This is a genomic window from Pseudomonas sp. 15A4 (assembly GCF_016925575.1).
Classification (GTDB): Bacteria; Pseudomonadota; Gammaproteobacteria; order Pseudomonadales; family Pseudomonadaceae; genus Aquipseudomonas.
Genome location: NZ_CP068986.1, coordinates 5,177,952 through 5,201,623, shown reverse-complemented (window position 1 = coordinate 5,201,623; position 23,672 = coordinate 5,177,952). Strand labels below are relative to the sequence as shown.

Annotated in this window: 20 protein-coding genes and 4 pseudogenes; 15 read left to right on the top strand and 9 right to left on the bottom strand. The window is 61.6% G+C overall.

Translation table 11 applies throughout. The features are described 5' to 3' along the window. Positions 1–79 precede the first annotated feature (79 nt). Both JN403_RS25970 and pap read left to right on the top strand, forming a co-directional pair. Positions 80–1,930, top strand: a complete 1,851-nt coding sequence (locus tag JN403_RS25970) for an NEL-type E3 ubiquitin ligase domain-containing protein (protein ID WP_345945857.1) — start codon at positions 80–82, stop codon at positions 1,928–1,930. Between the two features lie 157 nt (positions 1,931–2,087). Next, entirely contained in the window at positions 2,088–3,590 is a 1,503-nt protein-coding gene (gene pap / locus JN403_RS23030; RefSeq protein ID WP_205484459.1) for a polyphosphate:AMP phosphotransferase, read from the top strand. Between the two features lie 63 nt (positions 3,591–3,653). Here the strand turns inward: pap and JN403_RS23025 are convergent, their stop codons facing one another. Then, positions 3,654–4,241 (bottom strand): YecA family protein, encoded by a 588-nt coding sequence (locus tag JN403_RS23025; RefSeq protein WP_172611200.1) that lies wholly within the window; start codon positions 4,239–4,241, stop codon positions 3,654–3,656. A gap of 210 nt (positions 4,242–4,451) precedes the next feature. Between JN403_RS23025 and recQ the strand changes: the two genes are divergently transcribed. From recQ to JN403_RS22995, 6 genes and pseudogenes are all read left to right on the top strand, one after another. Continuing rightward, positions 4,452–6,578, top strand: a complete 2,127-nt coding sequence (gene recQ, locus JN403_RS23020; protein WP_205484458.1) for a DNA helicase RecQ — start codon at positions 4,452–4,454, stop codon at positions 6,576–6,578. 185 nt (positions 6,579–6,763) lie between these two features. Further along, entirely contained in the window at positions 6,764–7,198 is a 435-nt protein-coding gene (locus JN403_RS23015) for a MarR family transcriptional regulator (RefSeq protein ID WP_122537522.1), read from the top strand. 174 nt (positions 7,199–7,372) lie between these two features. Then, positions 7,373–8,316: pseudogene (locus JN403_RS23010) on the top strand (LysM peptidoglycan-binding domain-containing protein); the annotation flags it as partial. 190 nt (positions 8,317–8,506) lie between these two features. Next, positions 8,507–9,664, top strand: a complete 1,158-nt coding sequence (locus JN403_RS23005) for a FimV/HubP family polar landmark protein (RefSeq protein ID WP_205484456.1) — start codon at positions 8,507–8,509, stop codon at positions 9,662–9,664. A gap of 3 nt (positions 9,665–9,667) precedes the next feature. Continuing rightward, a complete protein-coding gene (locus JN403_RS23000; protein WP_205484454.1) occupies positions 9,668–9,964 on the top strand; it encodes a SelT/SelW/SelH family protein in 297 nt (98 codons plus the stop codon). A gap of 120 nt (positions 9,965–10,084) precedes the next feature. Continuing rightward, on the top strand, positions 10,085–10,903 hold the full coding sequence (locus JN403_RS22995) for a UDP-2,3-diacylglucosamine diphosphatase (protein WP_205484452.1): 819 nt from the start codon (positions 10,085–10,087) through the stop codon (positions 10,901–10,903). A 67-nt stretch (positions 10,904–10,970) separates the two neighbouring features. Here JN403_RS22995 and JN403_RS22990 read toward each other — a convergent pair whose 3' ends face one another. Together JN403_RS22990 and JN403_RS22985 are read right to left on the bottom strand one after the other, a co-directional pair. Further along, positions 10,971–11,282 (bottom strand): DUF962 domain-containing protein, encoded by a 312-nt coding sequence (locus JN403_RS22990; protein ID WP_122537526.1) that lies wholly within the window; start codon positions 11,280–11,282, stop codon positions 10,971–10,973. A 109-nt stretch (positions 11,283–11,391) separates the two neighbouring features. Further along, on the bottom strand, positions 11,392–12,846 hold the full coding sequence (locus JN403_RS22985) for a TrkH family potassium uptake protein (protein ID WP_205487637.1): 1,455 nt from the start codon (positions 12,844–12,846) through the stop codon (positions 11,392–11,394). Positions 12,847–13,020: 174 nt separating this feature from the next. On the opposite strand from JN403_RS22985, the gene JN403_RS22980 reads away from it, so the two are divergent. Beyond that, positions 13,021–13,581, top strand: a complete 561-nt coding sequence (locus tag JN403_RS22980; RefSeq protein ID WP_205484451.1) for an NAD(P)H nitroreductase — start codon at positions 13,021–13,023, stop codon at positions 13,579–13,581. 116 nt (positions 13,582–13,697) lie between these two features. On the opposite strand, the pseudogene JN403_RS22975 reads toward JN403_RS22980, so the two are convergent. The 5 genes and pseudogenes from JN403_RS22975 to JN403_RS22955 all read right to left on the bottom strand — a co-directional run bounded on the left by JN403_RS22975 (position 13,698) and on the right by JN403_RS22955 (position 17,689). Then, positions 13,698–15,034 (bottom strand): annotated as a pseudogene (locus JN403_RS22975) (HAMP domain-containing sensor histidine kinase). Between the two features lie 101 nt (positions 15,035–15,135). Continuing rightward, a pseudogene (locus tag JN403_RS22970) lies at positions 15,136–15,570 on the bottom strand (Spy/CpxP family protein refolding chaperone); the annotation flags it as partial. Between the two features lie 259 nt (positions 15,571–15,829). Continuing rightward, positions 15,830–16,507, bottom strand: coding sequence for a response regulator transcription factor (locus JN403_RS22965; RefSeq protein WP_122537529.1), 678 nt, complete (start codon positions 16,505–16,507; stop codon positions 15,830–15,832). Positions 16,508–16,780: 273 nt separating this feature from the next. Further along, positions 16,781–17,080 (bottom strand): YciI family protein, encoded by a 300-nt coding sequence (locus tag JN403_RS22960; protein ID WP_122537530.1) that lies wholly within the window; start codon positions 17,078–17,080, stop codon positions 16,781–16,783. 1 nt (position 17,081) lies between these two features. Beyond that, positions 17,082–17,689 (bottom strand): annotated as a pseudogene (locus JN403_RS22955) (septation protein A). Positions 17,690–17,754: 65 nt separating this feature from the next. On the opposite strand from JN403_RS22955, the gene JN403_RS22950 reads away from it, so the two are divergent. The 6 genes from JN403_RS22950 to rluB all read left to right on the top strand — a co-directional run bounded on the left by JN403_RS22950 (position 17,755) and on the right by rluB (position 22,603). Beyond that, positions 17,755–18,615, top strand: coding sequence for a PHP domain-containing protein (locus JN403_RS22950; protein ID WP_205484447.1), 861 nt, complete (start codon positions 17,755–17,757; stop codon positions 18,613–18,615). A gap of 13 nt (positions 18,616–18,628) precedes the next feature. Next, complete coding sequence (locus JN403_RS22945) at positions 18,629–19,261, top strand: L-threonylcarbamoyladenylate synthase (RefSeq protein WP_108121457.1); 633 nt, start codon at positions 18,629–18,631, stop codon at positions 19,259–19,261. 128 nt (positions 19,262–19,389) lie between these two features. After that, entirely contained in the window at positions 19,390–20,088 is a 699-nt protein-coding gene (locus JN403_RS22940; RefSeq protein ID WP_163022142.1) for a ScpA family protein, read from the top strand. 17 nt (positions 20,089–20,105) lie between these two features. Beyond that, positions 20,106–20,897 carry an SMC-Scp complex subunit ScpB gene (scpB, locus tag JN403_RS22935; RefSeq protein WP_205484445.1) on the top strand — a complete coding sequence of 264 codons (792 nt, stop codon included), beginning with the start codon at positions 20,106–20,108 and terminating at the stop codon, positions 20,895–20,897. A gap of 53 nt (positions 20,898–20,950) precedes the next feature. Then, complete coding sequence (locus JN403_RS22930; RefSeq protein ID WP_163022138.1) at positions 20,951–21,139, top strand: DUF1289 domain-containing protein; 189 nt, start codon at positions 20,951–20,953, stop codon at positions 21,137–21,139. A gap of 213 nt (positions 21,140–21,352) precedes the next feature. Further along, a complete protein-coding gene (gene rluB, locus JN403_RS22925; RefSeq protein ID WP_122537535.1) occupies positions 21,353–22,603 on the top strand; it encodes a 23S rRNA pseudouridine(2605) synthase RluB in 1,251 nt (416 codons plus the stop codon). Between the two features lie 83 nt (positions 22,604–22,686). On the opposite strand, the gene JN403_RS22920 is transcribed toward rluB, so the two are convergent. Continuing rightward, entirely contained in the window at positions 22,687–23,655 is a 969-nt protein-coding gene (locus JN403_RS22920) for a leucyl aminopeptidase (protein WP_205484443.1), read from the bottom strand. Positions 23,656–23,672: the final 17 nt, after the last annotated feature.

The following is a 23,672-nucleotide window of genomic DNA, read 5'->3' as shown; positions in this document are numbered from 1 at the left end:
CGGGCGCATCGGCTACGTATTGAGCGGGCGCGGTTTGCCTGTGGCCGACAGTGCGGTTCATCAGCAATTGCTTCAGGCGATGGCGCAACTCTACCCGGAGAGCCTCGAGATAACGGAGCAGGTGCGTGGCATGACGCGACGGGGGCGATCACTGGAACAACTGCTGAGCGCGACGCGTGCACGCGCTGTCGCCTACGGCCAATTGCACATGAGCCTGGTCGCCTGGGCTGAGGCCGACGATATCAGCGTGTTGCTCAATGACGGTGAACGTCTGGCGCGGCGCCGGGTGGCCAATGCGCTGGGTCGGGCCTGGCGCTACAGCCATGATGACGCACCCCGGGGTACTCATTGGCTGACGCTCGAATACCTGACAATGCCGGACTTACCGCCGTTGCATAGCTTCTACGCCGACATCACACAGATCGAGCTCAATAACGTGCAGTTTGATACGGGCGCTGCCAATGCTTTTCTGGCCAATTTCCCGAGCATGACCCATTTGAACGTTCGCGGCAGCTTCACCGCGCTTCCGGACGTCTTGCCGCAGTTTCAGTCTTTGCATCATCTGACGCTGGAAAATATGTCGTGGACGCTGGACCAGCCCGCCATGAATACGTTGATGGATATGCCTGCGCTGAACTCCCTGAGTCTGGCCGGCAGCCAGTTGGGTGAATTCACCGACACCAGCCGCTTTAACTTATCGACTCTCTGGATCAATAACACGGGCCTCACGCAGTGGCCGGAGTGGACCCACTCGCTGGGGCTTGGCGAGCTGGACATCAGTGACAACCAGATCACCGACATCCCGCTCGAAGTCATCGAAAACCCGCTGGACGATAGCCGGCACACGGTGATCTACGCCTACAACAATCCGTTCACTCACCAGGCGCTTGAGGATTACTGGCGCAACGACACCGGTTATGGTCATCGCTATCAGCTTGATTACGACTTTCCCGAAGACATCCGCGAGATCCACGTGGAGGGCGCGCCGATGAACGCCGAGTCTGAGGCATCCGACGACGAATCCGAGTCCCATGGCCACCGCGCGGGTCCGAGCGCGAGGGCTGGCAGACCCTCCGCGCAGGCGTGGTTGCGCCCGGGCGAGGATGTGCTGAATCAGCGGTTGCTCGCGGCCTGGGCGCAAGTTGAACAAGCCGCCGATGCGCCTCATCTTTTAATGTTGATGCAACGTCTGAGGGAAACCCCGGACTTCCGCCAGTTCCACGCCGAGCTTGCCAGTGAGGTGCTCACGGTCCTGGAAACGACCGCGCAGGATGCCGTGTTGCGCGGGCAGATCGAGGTCATGGCCAACGACCGCTTGTTCGGAGCCAATCAGACCTGCCAGGACGGTGCGCGTCTGATTTTCAGTGATATTCAGGTCGCGGTTTACAGCCATGGATCGCTGCAGGGCGTTGCAGAAAGCCAACGCACGGATGCGTTGCTGGGTGTTCTCCGTCAGCTTTTTCGCCTTAACGAAGTGCAGGCGATTGCGGATGCGGAGATTGCCCGGCGCGAAGCCCTTGGCATGGCGCTGGATCATGCCGAGGTGCGACTGGCCTACCGCGTCGGGCTCGCGGATGAGCTCGGGCTGCCCGGCCAGCCTTACCGCATGGTCTGGGCGCGACTGGCGGCAGTTGATCGTGGGGCATTGCTGGATGCCAGTCGCCAGGTGCTGGAGGCGGAACGCGGCCCGGCTTTCCTGCAGTTTGCCGTCAGTGACCGGCAGTGGAACGCGCGTTTGCGCTCCGAGCATGCGCCGGCACTGGCTGCGGCCACTGCGCCAGTGCGCACCCGTATGGCGGCGCTGGAGGATCATCCGCCGGTTGATCCCGACGAGTACCACCGACAGGGCCTGGCGTTGATCGCCGAGCGCGAAGCGGCCGAAACGTTGCTGCTCACCCAGTTGACGGATTTGTACCGCGCGGGCTGGTAACGCGCGCATCGAGGTGGACTCGTGATGCCGCCGCCTCGGTGCTACTGCAACCGAATGTTTCTCGATGCAGTGATCCATCGCAGCGATTGGCGGTCATAACCTGCATCGACGCCGCCTGTCGCCTGCTAGTCTTGAGCGATCCTGAAGGGAGCCCTGCATGTTCGAATCCGCTGAAATCGGCCACACCATCGACGACGAAACCTACGACGCTGAAGTCCCGGCCCTGCGCGAAGCGCTACTGGAGGCTCAGTACGAGCTGCATGAGCAAGGCAAGCGCCAGATCATCGTGCTGATCAACGGCATCGAAGGCGCCGGCAAGGGCGAAACCGTCAAATTGCTCAACGAATGGATGGACCCGCGTTACATCGAAGTGCGCACCTTCGATCAGCAAACCGATGAGGAGCTGGCCCATCCGCCGGTCTGGCGTTACTGGCGCCAGTTGCCGCCGAAGGGCCGCATGGGCGTGTTTTTCGGGAACTGGTACAGCCAGATGATTCAGGGGCGGGTGCACAAGCGGTTCAAGGACCCGGTCCTGGATCAGGCCATTAACGGCGCCGAGCGCCTGGAGAAGATGCTGGTTGACGAAGGCGCGGTGATCTTCAAGTTCTGGTTTCACCTGTCCAAGCGGCAGATGAAGCTGCGCCTCAAAACCCTCAAGGATGACCCGTTGCACAGCTGGCGGATCAGCCCGCTGGACTGGCAGCAATCGAAGACCTACGACCGCTTTGTGCGTTTTGGTGAGCGCGTGCTGCGTCGCACCAGTCGCGACTACGCGCCCTGGCACGTCATCGAAGGGGTCGACCCGAACTACCGGAGTCTGACCGTCGGCCGCTTGCTGCTCGAAGGTTTGCAAAACGCCCTGAAGACGCCTGAAGGGGCGACCCATCTAGTCGGACTCGGCCCTTTGCCCAACAACAGCAATGAGCTAAGCCTGCTCGACAACCTCGACATGACACTGGCGCTGGAGAAGGACGACTATGACGAGCAACTGATCACCGAGCAGGCGCGACTTTCCGGGCTTATGCGCGACAAACGCATGCGCCGTCACTCATTGGTGGCGGTGTTCGAGGGCAACGATGCAGCGGGCAAGGGCGGCGCGATCAAACGGGTCGCCGGCGCCCTCGATCCGAGGCAGTACCACATCGTGCCAATCGCCGCGCCCAGCCAGGACGAACTGGCCCAGCCGTATCTGTGGCGCTTTTGGCGGCAGATCCCGGCGCGCGGGAAATTCACCGTGTTTGATCGGTCATGGTATGGGCGTGTGCTGGTTGAGCGGGTTGAAGGATTCTGCTCCGAGGCGGACTGGCTGAGGGCTTACAGCGAGATCAACGACTTCGAAGAACAGCTCACCGACTTTGGCGTCGTGGTGGTGAAGTTCTGGCTTGCGATCGACGACAAGACCCAGCTGGAGCGTTTTCAGGCGAGGGAGAAGGTGCCGTTCAAGCGCCACAAAATCACCGAGGATGACTGGCGTAACCGCAGCAAGTGGCCGCTGTATCGGGAGGCAGTGAGTGACATGGTGGATCGCACCAGCACTGAAATTGCCCCGTGGACGCTGGTCGAGGCCAACGACAAACGCTGGGCGCGGGTAAAGGTACTGCGCACGATCAACGAAGCGATCGAAGCGGCATTCAGGAAGAGTGACAAGAAGCACAAGTAGCGAGGGGAGAGTGTGCGGGCCAATTTCGGCTCGCACACGGAAGTCATTGCCTCACCGCGAGGCTTAGTGATGGCGAGGCTTGAGGATCGCCGGCTTTTCATCCGGGGCTTGCAAAAGCAGATACAGGGCGGTCAGCGCTTCCGGGATCTGTACGATCATGTCGTCCATCAGGTTGGCGTCGGCAGCGATGTCAGCGAACTCTGGCTGTTCGTCGAACAGACCGGAACCGACCATGATCGGCAGCAGCATCTCGCTAACTTCCTCTTCGTCGTTTTCGAACCAGGCGGACTCGCGCAGGAACACGCCTTCCATGAAGCCGATGCACCAGCCGCGCAGCTCGGAGTCGTCGGGGTCATCGCCCAGGTCCAGGTCGCACGGCAATTCGAACTCTTCGTCCGACGCCAGTTGGCGAGCGATGTGCGCTTTGAGCTGGATCAGCGTGGCTTCGATTTCCTGATGCTGGGCGTCGTCGGCGTAATGCGGCGGCTCGGCGAACAGCGCGTCGATCCACTCACGGTCCGGCACGGTTTCGGCGCAGATGGACAGCGCGGTCAAATAGCCATGGGCGGCTACATAGTCCAGCGCTTCGTCATGCAGCTCATCGGCATCGAGGAAGGCTTGCAGGCGGTGTAATTGCTCAGCGAAGGACATTGACAGACTACCTTGGGAATAAACGATGCTGAATTCTAGGCCCTGAGGCCGCCCGGCGCCAGCGGCGAGGCCACTGGAATCACTATTCCGGTTAATTTCGACCGCCGGTGTCGCCGCTGTCCAATCTGTCGGAGCGCTCCGGTATACTGCCGCGCTTTGCGATTTTCACAGCGATTATCGACCGCTGTTGCGGCACCATCCGGGGTATTTATGCTCGACCAGGCTCAACGCGTACTTAAAGACATCTTCGGCTACGACAGCTTCCGTGGTCGCCAGGGTGCCATTATCGAGCGCGTGGCCAGTGGCGGTGATGCATTGGTGCTGATGCCCACCGGCGGCGGCAAGTCCCTGTGCTTCCAGGTGCCCGGTCTGCTGCGCGATGGCCTCGCGGTGGTGGTTTCGCCGCTCATCGCGTTGATGGACGATCAGGTCGCAACGCTTGAAGAACTCGGTGTTTCAGCCGCAGCGCTCAACTCCACCCTCAGCGCCGAGCAGCAGCGCGACCTCGCCAACCGCATTCGTCTGGGCGAAATCAAGATGCTGTACCTGGCGCCGGAACGTCTGGTCCAGCCGCGCATGCTGTCGTTTTTGCAGAACCTCAACATTGCCCTGTTCGCCATCGACGAAGCCCACTGCGTGTCGCAATGGGGTCATGATTTCCGTCCGGAATACCTGCAACTGGGGCAGCTAGCGGAGCTGTTTCCGGATGTGCCGCGCATTGCCCTGACGGCTACGGCCGACAAGCGCACCCGTGAAGAGATCGTCGAGCGTCTGCACTTGCAGAACGCCGAGCGATTTTTGTCGAGCTTCGACCGCCCGAATATTTTTTACCGCATCGTGCCCAAGGAACAGCCGCGCAAGCAGCTGCTGGCGTTTCTGTCCGAGCGGCGCAGCGACGCCGGCATCGTCTATTGCCTGTCGCGAAAGAAGGTCGAAGAGACCGCAGCTTTCCTCAGCGACAACGGCTACCCGGCGCTGCCGTACCACGCCGGTTTGCCCATCGAAACCCGCTCCGGCAATCAACGGCGCTTCCTCAATGAGGAAGGGCTGATCATGGTCGCCACGATCGCGTTCGGCATGGGCATCGATAAACCCAACGTGCGGTTCGTGGCGCACATGGATCTGCCCAAATCGCTGGAAGCCTATTATCAGGAGACCGGCCGGGCAGGGCGGGACGGTCTGCCGGCCGATGCGTGGATGGCGTACGGTCTGCAAGATGTGCTGATGCTCAAGCAAATGCTGCAAAACTCCGAAGGCGATGAGCGCCACAAGCGCGTCGAGCAGCACAAGCTCGACGCAATGCTGGCGCTGTGTGAAGAAACCCGCTGCCGACGTCAGTCGCTGCTGGCCTACTTCGACGAAATCATGCCCAACCCCTGTGGGCATTGTGACAACTGCGTCGACGGCGTGCAGACCTGGGACGCCACCGAGCCTGCGAGACAGGCGCTTTCAGCGATCTATCGGACTGGCCAGCGCTACGGCGTAGGGCATCTGGTCGACGTCTTGCTGGGCAAGGAAAACGACAAGGTGCAGAGCTTCGGTCACCAGAAGCTGGCGGTGTTCGGTGTCGGCAAGAGCCGCAGCGAAGGCGAGTGGCGTTCATTGTTCCGACAACTGGTGGCCCGTGGTCTGGCCGACATTGACCTGGAAGGCTACGGCGGCTTGCGCCTGAGCGACACGTGTCGGCCGCTGTTGCGTGGCGAAGTCACTTTGCAACTGCGCCGTGACTTGAAACCGCAGACCACCGCGAAAGCCTCCGGCAGCCCGGCGAGCCAACTGGTGCGCGGCGAAGAGCGCGAACAGTGGGAAGCGCTACGTGCCTTGCGGCGCAAGCTGGCGGAGGAACATGGCGTGCCGCCTTACGTCATCTTCCCGGATTCGACTCTGCTCGAAATGCTGCGCAGCCAGCCGGGGACCATGGCCGAAATGGGCCGGGTCAGCGGGGTGGGCGCGCGCAAGCTGGAGCGTTACGGTGAGGCATTTCTTGAAGTGCTCGGCGGTGCGGCACCGGCGCCGCGTGTGGTCACCGATGTGCGGCATGAGCTTATCAGCCTCGCCCGCGCCGGCATGACCCCGATGCAGATCGCCGGTCAACTGCAATGCTCGGAGAAAAACGTCTACACGATGCTCGCCGAAGCCATTGGCAAACAGCAACTTTCACTGGATCAGGCGCTGGACCTCCCCGAAGACCTGATGACCGAGATTCAGGACGCATTCCTCGACGGTGAAGGCGAACTGCCCCCTGTCACCGCCATTGCCGAACTGTTTACCGGCCGCGTTCCCGAAGGCGTGCTGTATTGCGTGCGCGCGGCGCTGCAGTCGGAGTTTGAAGTTTAACCCGCCGCCATCGCGGCGCACGGCGCACTGCGCGCCCGCATTCAAACAACCCCAAGGCATACCCGCCGCATCCCGGCCCCTCCCAGCCTCTGCGACGAATCACCGCGCTCAGGCGCTTGCCTCCTGCCGGGCTCCATGGTTAGCTGCCTATTAATTAGGAATTGCCTTTAACCGTCGAGTTACCTATGCCGTTAACCGAAGAACACCGCTTTGGCATGCAGCTGGCCCATATGTCCCGGGGCTGGCGTGCGGAGCTGGATCGCCGGCTGGCTGATCTGGGATTGTCCCAGGCGCGCTGGCTGGTTTTACTGCATCTGGCACGTTTCAAGACGCCGCCGACCCAGCGTGAACTGGCCCAGAGCGTAGGCGTTGAAGGCCCGACCCTGGCCCGGTTGCTGGACAGTCTGGAAAATCAGGGACTGGTGCTCAGGCAGGCGGTGCTCGAAGATCGTCGAGCGAAAAAGATCGTCCTCTGTGACCCCGCACGGCCCCTGATCGAGAAAATCGAAACCATCGCCACGGCCTTGCGGCACGAGCTTTTTGCCGGCATCGACGAGGAAGAACTGCACCTGTGCATGCGTGTTCATTCGAAAATCCTGGCGAATCTCGAAAAATCCTGAAAACCGCGCGAACGCCCGCGACAAATACATTGATGCGGGCGAAACATCCTGTTCTATTTGCACCCATACTGATGCTGCCCGGATGACGTGTCCGGGCGTACCGAATGTGCAGGGACGCCTGCCTCGTCTTCAAAAGGGTTCGCATGCTGAAGAGTTTTCAGGCCGGTAGTCGTCGTGAAGGGGGTGCCCCTTCGCGTTCAGTCAGGTCTTCGTTCGGGTTTGCTGGCCATCGGGCTTGCCTCGGCCGCGCTGCTGCACAGCTCCGTGGCGGCTGCGCTGGGGCTGGGTGAGATCAGCCTGCATTCGGCCCTCGGGCAACCCTTCAACGCCGATATCGAACTGATTGAAGCGGGCGGGCTGAGTCCTGAAGAAATTGTCGTCGGGCTCGCGCCGCCCGAGGCTTTTGCCAAGGCTGGCGTGGAGCGCGTCTTTTTCTCAACGACCTGCGCTTCACCCCGGTGATCCGTGGCAGCCGCAGTGTGATTCACATCGAATCGCACAAGGCGGTCACCGAGCCGTATCTGAATTTCCTTGTCAGGCTGGTACGGCCAAACGGGGACCAGCTGCATGAATACACCGTGCTCCTTGATCCGCCGACCTCGCCGACAGGGCTAGCCGCGACGCGCAGCCGTACTCAATCGCCGGCGGCGGGTGCAAAGAATGATGAGTCGCGTCTGCCGGTCGCGCCGCCCCAGGCTCGACAGGGCAAGCATTACACCGTTGTGTCCGGCGACACGCTGGCGGGTATTGCCCGCCAGGTGCAGGCGCCGGGCAGCAAGACCTCTTCTGCCGAATTGATAAAAGGTGTGGTGGCGCTCAATCCGCAAGCGTTTGCCAATGGCGAGCGCAGCCAGTTGAAGGTCGGGCAGAGCCTGTTGCTCCCCGACAACGCCGTTGAACCGAAGATTGCCCCTGCACCTGCCGCTGCAGGTAGCACCACGTCGCCAGCGGCCTCTGCGCCAGCGACCGAGAACGTCGGCGAGCAGCTGGCGGCGACGGCGCTTGAAAACCAGCAGTTGAACAAGACGCTGGATGACCTCAAGCAGCAAGTCCAGACGTCCACGGTCGAAGAGGCCGACAAGGACAAGCAGATCATCGAACTGCAGACACAACTCGCCGAACTCAAGGCCCAGTCGTCCAAGCCTGCGCCAGTTGCTTCCGCCCCTCTGCAGTGGCGACGACCACAGTTGACCCGGCAGCTGCAACGCCAGCCCCACCTGCTCCGGTAGCCATTCCTTCACAAGCGCCGGTGCCGGTTGCCGCCGAGGACGATGACTTCCCTGGACGACGGTCCTGGCGGCTTTGTTGGTGATAGTGCTGCTCCTCGCGCTGGCCTGGTCGGTGCGCCGCAACCGGATCAAAAATCAGCTGGCCCTCGAGCCTGTGCCCGTGGAACCGGTGGTCAGGTCTTCCGCCACGGTCACGCCAGTCTTCGAGGTACCGGCGGTCACCCCTGCGCGTTCGGCCTCTTCAGCGCCTGCCGGCCAGCGCCTGGCCGGTGCCGCCACCGACGCGCTGGATGGCGCGAGCATTTACATTGCCTACGGTCGCTTCGCCGAAGCCCTGGCCATTCTGCGCGATGCGCTGGACAAGCAGCCCGAACGTACCGATGTTCGCCTGCGCATCCTCGAACTGCTCGGCGAACAGGGCGACGTGGAAGCGTATGACGAGGAAGAGCGCGTTCTGCTGAGCCAGGGCGTCGACGCACAGAAGCTTCAGGGCATCCGCGATCGTTATCCGAAACTCAAACCCGAGCCTGTTGCGCCCGAAGCGCCGTCCGCGCCGGTCGCGTCGCCTGCCATGACCTCGGCGGCAGCCCCTGTAGCTGCGCTGGGTGCTGCCGCAATGCTGGCTGGTCAAACAGCCTCGGCCAGTCAAGCATCAGAAGACCGGACGGAGCTCAGCCTCACGGAGCCCGCCCGGTTGGACGAAAATGCGGCCGCGTCGCTGAACCCGGTTGACCCTGCGGATGATTTTCAACTCAATCTCGACGACCTTTCCATGGACGCCGACTGGGAGCTGGTTGATCCGTTCGATAGCACGCCCGCGCCCCGCACGCCCGTCCCGGCAGCTGAGGCCGAACCTGAACTGGACACCTCGTTCTCGTCCGACCTCACCCAGCTGCCCGAGGTCTTCGAGATGCCGGAAGAGCAGTTCCTCAGCGATTTTGCCGAAGAGGAAACGCCGCCGGAAATGGGCGTGCATTTCGAGCCGGGCCCGGCAGACATCGTGCAGAGCAACAGCGATTTAATGGATGACGCTTTTCTCGACAGCTTCATGATCGAGGAGGGCGGCTTCGATCTGCTGAGCCTGGACGAAGAGCCGCTGAGCAAGATCAACGAGGCGCAGGTGCTGATTGATGAGGGCAACATCGACGAGGCCCGTCGCTTGTTGCAGGAAGTCATCGACGGTTCCGACGATGGCCCGCAGCAAACGGCCCGTGACCTGCTGGCAGGGTTGGGCTGATTAATGTCCGCCAAGCCTGAAATCACCATCACCTACTGCACACAATGCCATTGGCTGTTGCGTGCCGCCTGGCTGGCTCAGGAACTGCTAAGCACCTTCGCCGACGATCTCGGCAAGGTGTCGCTGAGTCCGGGCACCGGCGGTGTGTTCCGCATCACCTGCAATGACGTGCAGATCTGGGAGCGCAAGGCTGACGGCGGGTTTCCCGAGGCCAAGGTTCTCAAGCAGCGGGTGCGTGATCAAATTGATCCTGCCCGAGACCTGGGACACAACGATCGTCACGCAGGTCTGGACACCTGAATGCGCATCGGGTCTCGGAAAGTGTTAACCGATATGTCGTGTCATCAAAGCTAAACACAGCCGTCATGTTCATATCACCGACCGCGTCCACCCTTGGGAAAACCAAAGTGGAGGTGGTCCATGAGCATTGCCGAGAACGCGAAACCCAGCCGCAAACAACGTGTCCGGACCTTGTGGATCTCTGACGTGCATCTGGGAACCCGTGACTGCCAGGCCGAACACCTCTCTGGATTTCTCAAGCAATACCATGCCGACAAGGTGTACCTGGTCGGTGACATCATCGACGGCTGGAAGATGCGCGGCGGCATGTACTGGCCGCAAGCGCACACCAACGTCATCCGCCGCCTGCTGACCATGAGCAAGCGTGGCACCGAAGTCATCTACGTCACCGGCAACCACGACGAATTTCTGCGCCGCTATTCAAAACTCATTCTGGGCAACATCCAGTTGGTCGATGAGGCCGTGCACCTGACCGCCGATGGTCGTCGGCTGCTGGTGATCCACGGTGACCAGTTCGACGTCATCACCCGCTATCACCGCTGGCTCGCCTTCCTTGGCGATTCGGCCTACGAATTCACCCTGACCCTCAATCGCTGGCTCAACCACTGGCGCGCCAAATACGGTTACGGCTATTGGTCGCTGTCGGCGTACTTGAAGCACAAGGTCAAGACAGCGGTGAGTTTCATCAGCGACTTCGAGGAAGCCATCGCCCATGAGTGCGTCAAGCGCGGGCTGGACGGGGTGGTGTGCGGACATATTCACCACGCCGAAATCCGTCAGGTGGGCGGCGTGGAGTACCTCAACTGCGGCGATTGGGTGGAGTCCTGCACGGCCTTGATCGAGCACTGGGATGGCACGATCGAGCTGTTCCGGCTGGCCGATGCCCACGTCAAGGTTAAAAGCCCGCAAGCCCCCGAGCCCGTGGGCGAGACGGTCTGAGCGCCGGCAGCTTTTTGCTCAAGCGGCGCGGCAGCGAGGCGTCATGAGCGACGCCGATAACGTTGGGTCAAAACGGCACTTTGCCCCTGAGCATGTCCTTGTACATGACGAAATCGCCGAGCAGGCTGTAGAACGGATGCTTGAACGTGGCCGGGCGGTTCTTCTCGAAAAAGAAGTGGCCGACCCAGGCAAATGTGTAACCCGCCAGCGGCAAGACCCACAACAACGTCCAGTTTGCGCTGAGCACGGCGAATGCCAGGATCAGGATGACCAGACTGGTGCCGATGAAATGCAGACGACGGCAGGTGCTGTCGCGGTGTTCATGCAGGTAATACGGATAGAAATCTGCAAACCGGTCGAAAGTCTTCAGGGTTTCCACAAGGTTGTGCTCTGCGGCCAAGGTGTTGGCTGAGCTTAGTCCAGCCCCCGCCGCCCGAGGTGAAATTTTCTGACGGCGCCGCCCGTGATGTTGTCCGGCTTGCAGTGTTCTAGTGGCGCCAGAACGCCGGGATGCACAGCACCAGCACCGTGATGATCTCCAGCCGCCCGAGCAGCATGCCCAGGGACAGAATCCACTTGGCGGCGTCCGGCAGCGTCGAGAAATTACCCGCCGGCCCGATGGTTTCACCGAGCCCTGGCCCTACGCCCGACACGGTACTGGCGGCGCCTGTCAGCGCGGTCATCCAGTCCAGCCCCAGCAGCGACAGCATCAGCGCGATCAGGCAGATGGTGAAGGTGAAGAAAAACGAGAAGGTCAGGATCGAGCGCACGATCTCGTCATCCAGCCGGTGACCGTTGTACTTCTGCTTGATCACCGCGCGCGGGTGAATCAGCTGGTGCAGGTTGGCGCGCAGCAGGATGTACGCGACCTGAAAGCGGAAGACTTTCACCCCGCCCGCCGTCGACCCCGAACACCCGCCGATGAACCCCAGATAGAAGAACAGCATCAGCGCGAAGTTGCCCCACAGGCTGTAATCCCCCAGCGCGAAGCCGGTGGTGGTCACCACCGATGTCACGTTCAGCGCGACATGACGCAGCGCGTCGTACCACGGCAGATCGGTCGTCGCCCAGTACCAGGCCCCCATCACCAGCCACGTCACCAGCAGCAGGACGAGGAAACCCTGCACCTGCTGATCCTTGAGCAGCGCCCCGCGATTGCCCCGCAGTGTCGCCACGTACAGGGTGAACGGCAGGGCGCCGAGGATCATCACGACGATCGCCACCCAATGCACGGCGGGTTGTGGCCATTTCGCCAGTGACTGGTCAGAGGTGGAGAACCCTCCCGTCGATATCGCCGACATCGCGTGATTGATGGCGTCGAACAGGCTCATGCCCGCCCACCAGAATGCGAGCGTGCCGAGCACGGTGATGCCGAGGTAAACCAGGACGATGAACTTGGCGACCATGTGGGAACGCGGCATGACTTTTTCGGAACGGTCCGACGACTCGGTCTGGAACAGGCGCATGCCGCCGATGCGCAACAGCGGCAGAATCGCCACCGCCATGCCGATGAAGCCGATACCGCCGAGCCAGTGCAGCAACGAACGCCAGATGAGGATGCCGGGGGACATGGTGTCCAGACCGCTGAGCACGGTGGAACCCGTCGCGGTGATGCCGGACATGCTTTCGAAGAAGGAGTCGGTGTAGCTGATGTGTTGCGTCAGCAGAAACGGCAGCGCCGCGAAGATGCACACAATGACCCAACTGCTGACCGTCAGCAGGTACATGTCGCGCGGACGCAGGTGCACATGCTCTGGCCGGCCCTGGCCCACCAATGCCAGCCCGGACACGAAGGTGATCAGGCTCGACCACAGAAACGACGGCATGTCGGCGGTACGGTGGAAGATCATCAAGGTGATCATCGGCACGACCATGGCGATGGCCAGGGTAATCAGGAAGATGCCGATAATGAAACCGATGATGCGGAGGGTCGGCAACGCCATGCAGTCGCTCTGATCAGGAAGTGAGAGGGCGGCCATTCTACTCGCGAGCCCGTTGGTGTAAACCGAGGCATTTCCGAGAGTGTTGTAAGTAATTGCCCGGGTTAATCGTTATTGAAGTTCAAGACTGCACCGAGGGCACTACAATGGCCCGTCATTTTTCCTGGAGACGACTTAATGGAAGCGCTCGACGTATTGCTTAATCGCGTGTCCGTGCCCCGCTTGATCGAACCCGCCCCGGACGCCGAGCAGCGCGAGATCCTCTTTGGCGCCGCCCTGCGCGCGCCTGACCATGGCGTCTTGCGGCCTTATCGCTTTCTGACCGTCGAAGGCGACGCACGCCATCGCATGGGCGAATTGCTCGCCCAGGCATTGGTCGACAAGGGCGGCGATGTCGACGCCAAAGCGCTGGACAAGGCCCGCAACGGGCCCCTTCGCGCGCCCTTGGTGGTCGTCGTGATAGCCAAGTTGACTGACCACTACAAAGTGCCGAAAAAGGAACAGGTGATTACCGCAGGGTGTGCCGCCCACGGCATCCTGTTGGCTGCCTACGCAATGGGTATCGGCGCGGTCTGGCGTTCGGGGGATTTGTCGTACTCTCGCCACGTCGCCGAAGGGCTGGGTCTGACAGGCGAAGAAGAAGTTGTCGGCTTCCTCTACCTCGGTACCCCGCAAAACCCGCCGCGAGAACCTGCGAAGCCTGAGGTGGCTGATTTTGTAAGCGCTTGGGAGGGCTAGTGGGACCGGCTTCAGCCGGGAAGGCGGCCTGCGTTACACCGCAAAATAAATGGCGCTCTTGCCGACCTCTTCCCGGCTGAAGCCGGTCCTGCTGAGCATCAGGCGATCACATTGGGTCAGCCGTGCAGAACGGTCAGCTCGCGGGGTACCACGATGCTGGCCACGAAGCCGCCCTGCGGGTGATTGCCCAGCATCAGCGTTCCGCCGTGCTTCTCGGCGGCGCGTTTGGCGATCGCCAGACCCAGCCCGTAACCCGGTGCGGTCTGGTTCGGCGCGCGATAAAAGGGCTCGCCCAACTGCGCCAGATGCTCCGGGTTGGCGCCTGGGCCATGATCCCGCACGCTAAGGCGCAGTTCATCCCCCTCGGTGCTTGCGCTCAACTCGATCGGCTGGCCTGCCGGATTGAAACGCAGCGCGTTGCGCAGCAGATTATCCAGCGCCCGTTCCAGCACGCTCGGCCAGCCCTGCAACTGCACGCCCGGCTCCACCGACACCGAAACCGTCTGTTCGCCGCTGCCCATCTCCGTCTCGGCCTGCAAATGGTGCAACAGCCCTGACAGATCCACCGCCGTGGCGCTGCCCATGTCGGCGTCCAGTCGCGCCAGCGCCAGAATCTCGCTGATCAACTCTTCCAGCCGGTCGCACTCGCGCGTCAGGCGCGGCCACAGCTTGTCTCGCTCGACCGGTTCGGCACGTTCGGCCAGCGCCAGGGCAATCCGCAACCGGGCCAGGGGAGAGCGCAGTTCATGGGAAACGTCACGCAGCAACTGCCGCTGGCTGCTGATCTGACTCTGCAACCGGGCGCCCATGCGGTTGAAGTCATTTGCCAGCACGCCGAATTCATCCCGTCGATTAGCCAGTTGCGCCAGGCTGTTTTGCTGGTAGGTGGTCTGGCCCAGATCATGCACCGCGCCGCGCAGACGGCTTAACGGGCGGGTAATCGACAGCGTCACCATCAGGCTGAACAACGTCAGCACCACGAGCGCGATACCCAGCGCACTCAGCGGCCAGACCAGACTGTCGCGGTGCCACGCGTCCAGCTCCGGGTGGGGGATACGGTAAATCAGCAGGTAGGTTTCACCTGTTTTTTCGCTGGTGTATTCGCTGGTCAGGCGCCGCCACGGCAATGGGCGTGTATCGTCTTTCTGTCGCTCTTCAAAGGCCGCCGCGCGGGGCGGAAGGTGCCGGGGATCACCGCTTCGCCGCTGTCGTTCAGCACCTGAACGTCGATATGGTATTTGCGCTTGAGGTCTTGCAGATAGTCTTGGGCAGATTTTTCACCTTGGCCTTCGTACAGCTCGACCCATTTCTGCGGCAAGTTATGCAGACCGGGATGACGACTGAGAATCCAGGCGTCCTGATTGAGCACATGGCCCATCAGAATCGACAGGCCCGCCACCAACGCGATGGCCAGCCAGAAGCTCGCCAGGATTCTCCAGAACAATGAACGCACGTGCTGCCCTCGACCCGGTTCGTCAAACAGAAAACCCGACACGCCGGGAAGCGTGTCGGGTTGGGGGAAGTGTAATGCCGCGCCAGCAGGCCGTTACTGGGTTTTTGCGCTTTCTGCGCTTTCCAGGCTTCGAACTCGGCGCGGTCCGCACGGCGCTGGGCTTCGTCCTTCTGGACCTGGTCGAAGGTCTTCTGTTGCTCCGGCGTCAGCAGGGCGCGAATGTCGGACTGCGTTTTAGCACGGGCAGCGTCCTGTTCATCCTTCATCGCCTTCTGGTCGGCAGCCGACAGCTTGGCCAGGTACTTCTGGGTGATCTCGTTGCGGCCGTGCCATTGAGCGCCCATCAGCCTGTCGACTTGCTGACGTTGTTCCGGGGTCAGGTTGAGTCTGTCCATCGGACCGTTGCGGTGATGCATGCCGGGGCCATCGAAGCCTGGGCCGCCAGGGCCACCCATCGGGCCGCCTTCCGGAGGCATGGCCATTGCAACGGTAGGCAGGGCTGCGGCGAACATCAAAGCCATCAAAGTCTTGCGCATGGTGAATCTCCTTGTCTCGATTTCGGCTCTGTGCCGGTTGAGGCCAGTTTAGGGAGATCAAGGTCAAGGGAGGTCAGGCATCGGTAAAGCTTGGGTAAAGGGGGCGCGCTGGCGTGTTGACGTAGTGTGCCTACCGAGTGCGCGCCCAGCTGTAAGCTGCAAGCCACAAGCTTCAAGCCAAAAGCAGTCCGGCGTCGCTGCCGATGCTGTTGCTTGTGCTGTCGCTGTTGCTTGCAGCTTGCCGCTCCCAACTGCCTCGTCAGAGGCTGTAATAATACCCGCGGCTGCGCAGCGCAACGATGCGCGGGCGGCCGTCGGCGTGGGGGCCGATCTTCTTGCGCAGGTTGCTGACGTGCATATCAAGGCTGCGGTCGTAGAGGGTCAGCTTGCGGCCCAGGGCCAGCTGCGCCAGCTCCTGCTTTTCCAGCGGCTCGCCGGGCTGACCAAGCAAGGCTTCAAGAAGGCGCGCTTCGGAAACGGTGAGGGTGAATTCCTGCTCGTCAATCGTGACCACACCGCGCGCCGGACTGAAGCACAGGTCACCCAGCTCGATCTGCGACGACACCGCCGTCGGGTGGCTACGGCGCAACACGGCACGCAGACGGGCGGTCAGTTCGCGTGGGTCGCAGGGCTTGGCCAGGTAATCGTCGGCGCCCAGCTCCAGACCGAGGATACGGTCCAGCGGTTCGCCGCGCGCCGAGAGCATCAGCACGGGGAGGTCCGGGTGATCGGTGCGCAATTGTTTGAGCAGTTCCAGACCGCTGCCGTCGGGGAGCATCACGTCCAGCACCACCGCAGCGGGTGCAAATTCAGCGAGCGCCTTGCGCGCGCTCTGGCCATCGTGACAGGCGCGCACGGCGAACCCTTCCTGACTCAACCAACTGCTCAGAAGCTCACAGAGCTCCTGGTCATCATCAATAAGTAACAGCTCGCTCATGACTCACTCAATTTAGCCAGTGCCGACGACGTCTACGCCAGCCGCTGGCAACGATACCGCACTGGAGGGCCACCCTTGCTGTGTGACCCCTCGCGACAAACCATTATTGTTCGATCAACACCCACAAGGCATGACCGCCCGTGCCTCTTTGAGCCGCAGTTAAAGCCTTTGGTTCTAGCAACGTATCGGCAGGGCGGTGCGAAGGGTGAGCTTTAGCGTGCGGGTTGAAGGCGGCCCGACTCGGTGAGAAGAGCCGGGTGCTCGACTGAGGTATCAGGGCAGGACTTGCTTGAATGGTTTGACGACCACGCCGGCGTAGACACCCGCTGCGACGTAGGGATCAGCATCGGCCCAGGCCTGGGCGTCCTTGAGCGACTCGAATTCGGCGACGATCAGGCTGCCGGTAAACCCTGCCGTGCCCGGGTCGATGCTGTCTATCGCGGGCATCGGGCCCGCAAGGACGATGCGGCCCTCGGCTTTCATTGCGTTCAGACGCTCCAGATGCGCAGGGCGTGCGGCTAGGCGTTTTTCCAGCGAGTTGGCGACGTCGGTTGCCACGATTGCGTAGAGCATGTCAGTCCTCTCTTTTTTTGTTTGAAGGCTGGGTGGACGGGTCGGCGTCATGGATATGGCGGGCCAGGAAGATGCCTTGGCCGACCAGGAACAGCAGGGTCATGCCCAGACTGCCGAACACCTTGAAATCGACCCAGAATTCTTGATAGGTAAACGCAACATAAAGATTGGCCGCGCCGCAGAACAGGAAGAACACGATCCAGGCGATGTTCAGCTTGGTCCAGACCGCCTGCGGCAGGGTCAGCGCGTGACCCATGATGCGTTGAATCAACAGACGGTCGCCAATGAAGTGACTGCCGGCGAAGATCAGCGCGAAGACCCAATTGACGACTGGTGCTTTCCACTTGAGGAAGGTTTCGCTGTGGAAGGCCAGGGTGAGGCTACCGAAGACCAGACAGGCAATCAGCGTCAGCCACTGACTTTTTCCAGTTTGCCCTGACGGACATAAAGGACGCCGTAGACCACGAGGGAACTGGCGATCAGCATCGCGGTGGCGCTGTAAATCCCGCCTACCATGAAGCTGTGGCCAAGGACATCGACGGCTTGCGGGCTGATTTTGTAAACGATGAAGAACAGGATGAGCGGGATGAAGTCGATGAATTGTTTCACAGTAAGAGCCAGAAGCTGGATGTGACGGCATAATAACAAACATCAATGACTGCGAAAGCGCCCCTATGAACGTCGATCTGCACTGCCACAGTACCGCTTCCGATGGCGCCCTTGCGCCCGCGGTACTTGTCGCGCGTGCCCACGAGCACGGCGTCAAAGTCCTCGCGCTGACCGATCACGACACCCTTGAAGGCCTGGCCGAGGCCCGTGCTGCGGCGCTTGCGCTGGGTATGCAGCTGATTGATGGCATCGAATTGTCCTGCACCTGGGGCGGTGCCACCATTCACGTACTGGGCTACGGATTCGACGTAGATGCCCCGCAATTGCGTGAGGCCATCGAGCAATTGCACAAGGGGCGCTGGTTGCGGGCCGAAGAAATAAGCCGAAAGTTGGCGATGAAAGGTATGCCCGGCGCGCTCGAAGGTGCACGCGCGGTGCAGCAGGCGCTGGGCGACAGCGGCAATGCGCCGGCCCGACCGCATTTTGCCGACTTTCTGGTCAATCAGGGTTTCGTCAAAGATCGCGCCGAAGCGTTCCGCAAATGGCTTGGTGCGGGCAAACTGGGCGACGTCAAGCAACACTGGCCGACCCTTGAGGAAACGGTGGCGACCCTGCGCGCCGCCGGGGCCTGGATCAGCCTTGCGCACCCTTCGCATTACGATTTCACTCGCAGCAAGCGTCGCAAGCTGGTCGCCGACTTCATCCAGGCCGGCGGCCACGCAATAGAAGTGGTCAACGGCCTGCAGCCTGCCGATCAGGTCGGCAGTCTGGCGATTCTGGCCCGTGAGTTCGGTCTGCTGGTCAGTGCCGGCAGTGATTTTCATGCCCCAGGCGCATGGTCTGAAATCGGCGTTTATCGCCCATTGCCCGAAGACCTGCCGCCCCTTTGGTGTCGGTTCAAACATGACCAGCCTACTGCCGTCTGAACAGGAAATTACCGTGAGTCAATTTTTCCAGGTCCACCCGGAGAATCCGCAAGCGCGCCTGATCAAGCAGGCCGTGGAAATCATCCGGGCGGGCGGTCTGGTGGTGTATCCCACCGATTCGTCCTACGCATTGGGTTGCCAGATGGGCGACAAGACGGCCGTCGAGCGCATCCGTCGCCTGCGTCAACTCGATGACAAACACAATTTCACGCTGATGTGCAGCGACCTGTCCCAACTGGGGTTGTTCGCCAAGGTCGATACGGCGGCGTTCCGCGTGCTCAAGGCGCACACGCCGGGGCCGTACACCTTCATCCTCGGCGCCACCCGTGACGTGCCGCGTCTGGTCCTGCACCCCAAGCGCCGGACCATCGGCCTGCGCGTGCCGGGTCATCCCATCGCCCAGGCGCTGCTGCAGGAACTCGGCGAGCCGCTGATGAGCGTGAGCCTGATCATGCCCGGCGAGACCATTCCGATGAGTGACCCTTACGAGATGCGCGGAATCCTCGAGCACCAGGTGGATCTGATCATCGACGCAGGCGAGGGCGGCATTTCGGCCTCGACCGTGGTCAACCTGACCGATGGCGAGCCCCAGGTGGTGCGCGTGGGTTGCGGCGATCCGACGCCGTTCGGGGTCGAAGTCGAGTGACCGAAGCGCAAACCCTGGATGCTCAGACCGACGCGCAGGCCGGTGCTCAGCAAGAGCTGCCGTTTGCCATGGTCTACGGTCAGGCCGTCACACAGATGCCGGTCGACCTGTACATCCCGCCGGATGCGCTGGAAGTGTTCCTCGAAGCCTTCGAAGGCCCGCTGGACCTGCTGCTTTACCTGATTCGCAAACAGAACATCAACATCCTCGACATCCCCGTGGCGGAAATCACCCGTCAGTACATGGGTTACGTCGAGCTGATGAAAACCGTGCGCCTGGAGCTCGCCGCCGAGTACTTGGTCATGGCGGCCATGCTCGCCGAGATCAAATCGCGCATGTTGCTGCCGCGCTCGGAAATGGCCGAAGAGGAAGAGGGCGATCCCCGCGCCGAACTGATCCGCCGCTTGCAGCAATACGAGCGGTTCAAGGCCGCGGCAGAAGGTATCGATCAGCTGTCTCGCGTGGGCCGTGACGTACTGGTGCCCAGGCTGGAAGCGCCGGAAGCACGGGTGCGCAAGTTGTTGCCGGATGTCGCCCTCGAAGAGCTGTTGATGTCGATGGCCGACGTGCTGCGCCGTGGTGACATGTTTGAAAGCCACCAGGTCAGCCGCGAAGCGCTGTCCACCCGCGAGCGGATGAGTGATGTGCTGGAGCGCTTGAAAGGGGCGGGTTTCGTGCCTTTCGCCGAGCTGTTCACGGCAGAAGAGGGGCGGCTGGGTGTGGTGGTGACGTTCATGGCCGTGCTGGAACTGGTCAAGGAGCAACTGGTGGAACTGGTGCAAAACGAGGCCTTCGCCGTCATTCATGTGCGGGCGCGAGCCGAATAAAGAGCAAGAACTGACCAATGAACCTGAATGAACCTCGCGATCTGGCGCCGTTGCTCGAAGCGTTTCTGCTTGCCTCCGGAAAACCGCAATCCCTGGAACGCCTCTATGAGCTGTTCGAAGAGGGCGAGCGGCCTGAACCGCCGGTGTTCAAAAAGGCGCTGACGTTGCTGGGCAAGTCCTGCGACAACCGCGCCTTTGAACTGAAAGAAGTCGCCACCGGCTATCGCTTGCAGATCCGCGAGAAGTTCGCGCCCTGGGTCGGGCGTCTGTGGGAAGAACGGCCCCAGCGCTATTCACGGGCCCTGCTGGAAACCATGGCGCTGATCGCGTATCGCCAGCCGATCACTCGGGGCGAGATCGAGGACGTGCGCGGCGTCGCGGTCAATACCAACATCGTCAAGACCTTGATGGAGCGCGAGTGGATCAGGATCGTCGGCTACCGCGACGTGCCCGGCAAGCCTGCGATGTTCGCCACCACGAAAGCCTTTCTTGACCACTTCAACCTGAAAAACCTCGACGAACTGCCGCCGCTGGCCGACTTGCGCGAGATGGAAACCGAGCCGGTGCTGGAATTCGACGACGCGCCAGTGCCTGCGCATTTGCAGGCGTTGGCCGATGCCAGCCTGGAAGTTGATCCCGACGCAGAGCCTGAAACACCTCGGGATGAGACCAGTTTCCGCAGCCTGCTGGCCGAGCTGGATACCATGGAGCAGGGCCTGAGAATCGACTTCGACGATTTATTGCTCGATGAGGCCGATAAAGAGTCTGAATTGGAAGAACCGCCGCAGGACGATGAAGATCCGCGGTGACGATGGCTGCGGCGGAAATGTCCGCAGCTCCAATTCCTCACTCAGGCGAACCCATGAGCACCAAGAATCCCTGCATCAGCCTCTGCAAGTTCGACGAAGAGATTTGCCTCGGCTGCGGTCGCAGCAAGCGCGAGATCAAATCCTGGAAGAAGATGGAGAAGGACGAAAAGCGCTCGGTGCTCGCCGAATCGGCCCTTCGGCTGATCAAGCTCAAGGGCGCCAGTCGGCGGAAAAAGAAGTGAGCCTGATTTTTTCATCTAGTCTTTGATGCGCAACGCGCGTCAGGCGCGTATGATTCGCGACCTTTTGGCGATCCACACGCGCCAGGGATTTCAGTTTTCTGCCCGTTCCGCGTCAGAGTTGTTCTGATCCGGAGTCGCTTTCTTCCAGAGAGCCGGGCCACAGGCCATGCCCACTCGCGCATGCCCTGATTCGACACACCGGGAGGTGCCCAGATGAGTGAACAAGACAAGCAAGACAAAGAGATCGGCCCAGCAGGCGAAAAACTGCAGAAGGTTCTGGCGCGCATTGGCGTTGGTTCCCGTCGCGACGTTGAAGCCTGGATCGGCGAAGGCCGCATCAAGGTCAACGGCGTTCAGGCCACGCTCGGTCAACGCGTTGACCTGCACGACGCCATCACGGTCGACGGTCGCGTGATCCGACGCGAAGAAGCCGCCGAAACCGTTCGCCGCGTCATCATGTACAACAAGCCAGACGGTGAAATCTGCACCCGTGACGACCCCGAGGGCCGTCCGACCGTCTTTGATCGCCTGCCGCGCCCGAAAGAAGGCCGCTGGATCAACATCGGTCGTCTGGACATCAATACCACCGGCTTGCTGATGTTCACCACTGACGGTGAATTGGCCAACCGCCTGATGCACCCCTCGTTCGAGATGGACCGCGAGTACGCCGTGCGCGTCCGTGGCGAAGTCGACGACGACATGCTGGCACGCCTGAAGGCTGGCGTGGTGCTGGAAGACGGCCCGGCGCGTTTCACCGACATCCAGCAGGCACCGGGCGGCGAAGGCTTTAACCACTGGTACCACTGCGTGGTGATGGAAGGCCGCAACCGCGAAGTTCGCCGGTTGTGGGAATCCCAGGGCTTGGTGGTCAGCCGCCTGAAGCGCGTGCGTTTCGGTCCGGTGTTCCTTAATTCCGACCTGCCGATGGGCCGCTGGCGCGAAATGAGTCAGCAGGAAGTCGACATCCTCAGCGCGGAGGTCGGCTTGACGCCGGTCGCCATGCCGCAGATGACCGCCAAGACCAAGGACAAGCTGGAGCGTTTGCAGCGTCAGTCGTCCCGTCCGTTGGGCAAAGGCGAGCGCGTGCGTCAGCTGCGTCCGGCCAAGGATGCGGTGTCTCCGGATCGTCCGGCCCGCGAGCCGCGTCTGGCGGATGGCGAGCGCCCGGCGCGCAAGCCTGCGGAAAACGGTCGTCCGGCGCGCACCCCGCGTCCGGCCATCGGTGGTCGTGGCGGCGACAATGCCCGTGGCGGCAATCCACGTGGCGACAGCGCTCGCAGTGACAACGGTCGTGGTACGCCAGTGGCGGAACGTCCGAGCGACATGAACAAACGCCCAGCCAAGCCTAAGCCTTCGCGCCCTGGCATTGGTCTGGTGGACGACAAGACCCCGTCCGGCAAACGCCGCGGCCCGCCAAGCGGCTCCGGTCAGCGTCCAGGCTTCGGTCGTCGCAAGCCTGAGTAATGCCGTAGTGAAACACTGACAGCGGTCTGCACTACGAAAAACGCCAGTCGAGAGACTGGCGTTTTTTTATGCGCGCTTAACAGTCAGACGACGTAGGCGGTGCCGTCGAACACCACGCGCTTGTCCACGGCCAGTGAACCGCTGTTGAAGATCAGGTCCATGTGATGGCTGCCCTTGGCGCCGCCGCCCAGGCCCAGATGCAGCCCGCAGTGACGCTCTTCGAACCCCGCGTTGCGCGCGTACAGCTGACTGACGCCTTCGTTGGTGCCGATCCCCAGTTCTTCGATGCGCCGGTTCGAAGGATTGGCGTCCAGGTACTTATTGAAGTCATGCTCCAGCCCCGGTACGTCAGTAGCGATGCGGGTCACCACGGAGTTCTCGATCCACAGTTCCAGTGGCGATTCGATGATCCCGTACTTGCGCGCGAAAGGGATGGTGCTGAGAAAGGTGCCGAGGAACCGCACATGACCGTTGATGGATTCGCTGTGGGTGGCGATCTCACCGGGTGCCAGGTCGTAGTTGCCGACGCCGTTGATGTTGGTCCACTTCTTCAGTTCGCGCAGCGGTGCCTCGAAGTACGAGCCGTGCTCGTCGCTGAAGCTGAGGGTCTCGCCTTCGTTCATGGTGTCGATCAACGCCGCATTCAGCTGCGCGATGCGCTCTGGCTCAACGCTGAACGTGTCGTAGAAATAGTCGCCGTAATCCTTGAACAGCAGAGACTTCTTCCACTGCGCCGACATCACGTCCTGCAACTGACGAATGAAAGGCGGTCCTTCGGCGCGCGGGTTAGGCAGCGTTGAGGAATCGTAGAACAGGACAAAGAGATCGGAATGGGTGATGGCTTCTGTCAGTTCGCCGACCGGGGTGGTGTCCAGCGGCATAGTGCTGAACCGGAAGAAATCCCGCGCCGTCGAGCTTTCGGCGATGGCGTCGATGAGGCTGCGGTATTCCGGGGTATGGGCCAGTAGTACTTGAGGAGTGGTCATGCCGTTAACGGCGGGGTGGTGTTGCAGGTAATACAGGAAGTGTTCGATGGCGCTGCTGTTGTCCATGGGTGCGCTCCGCTCCG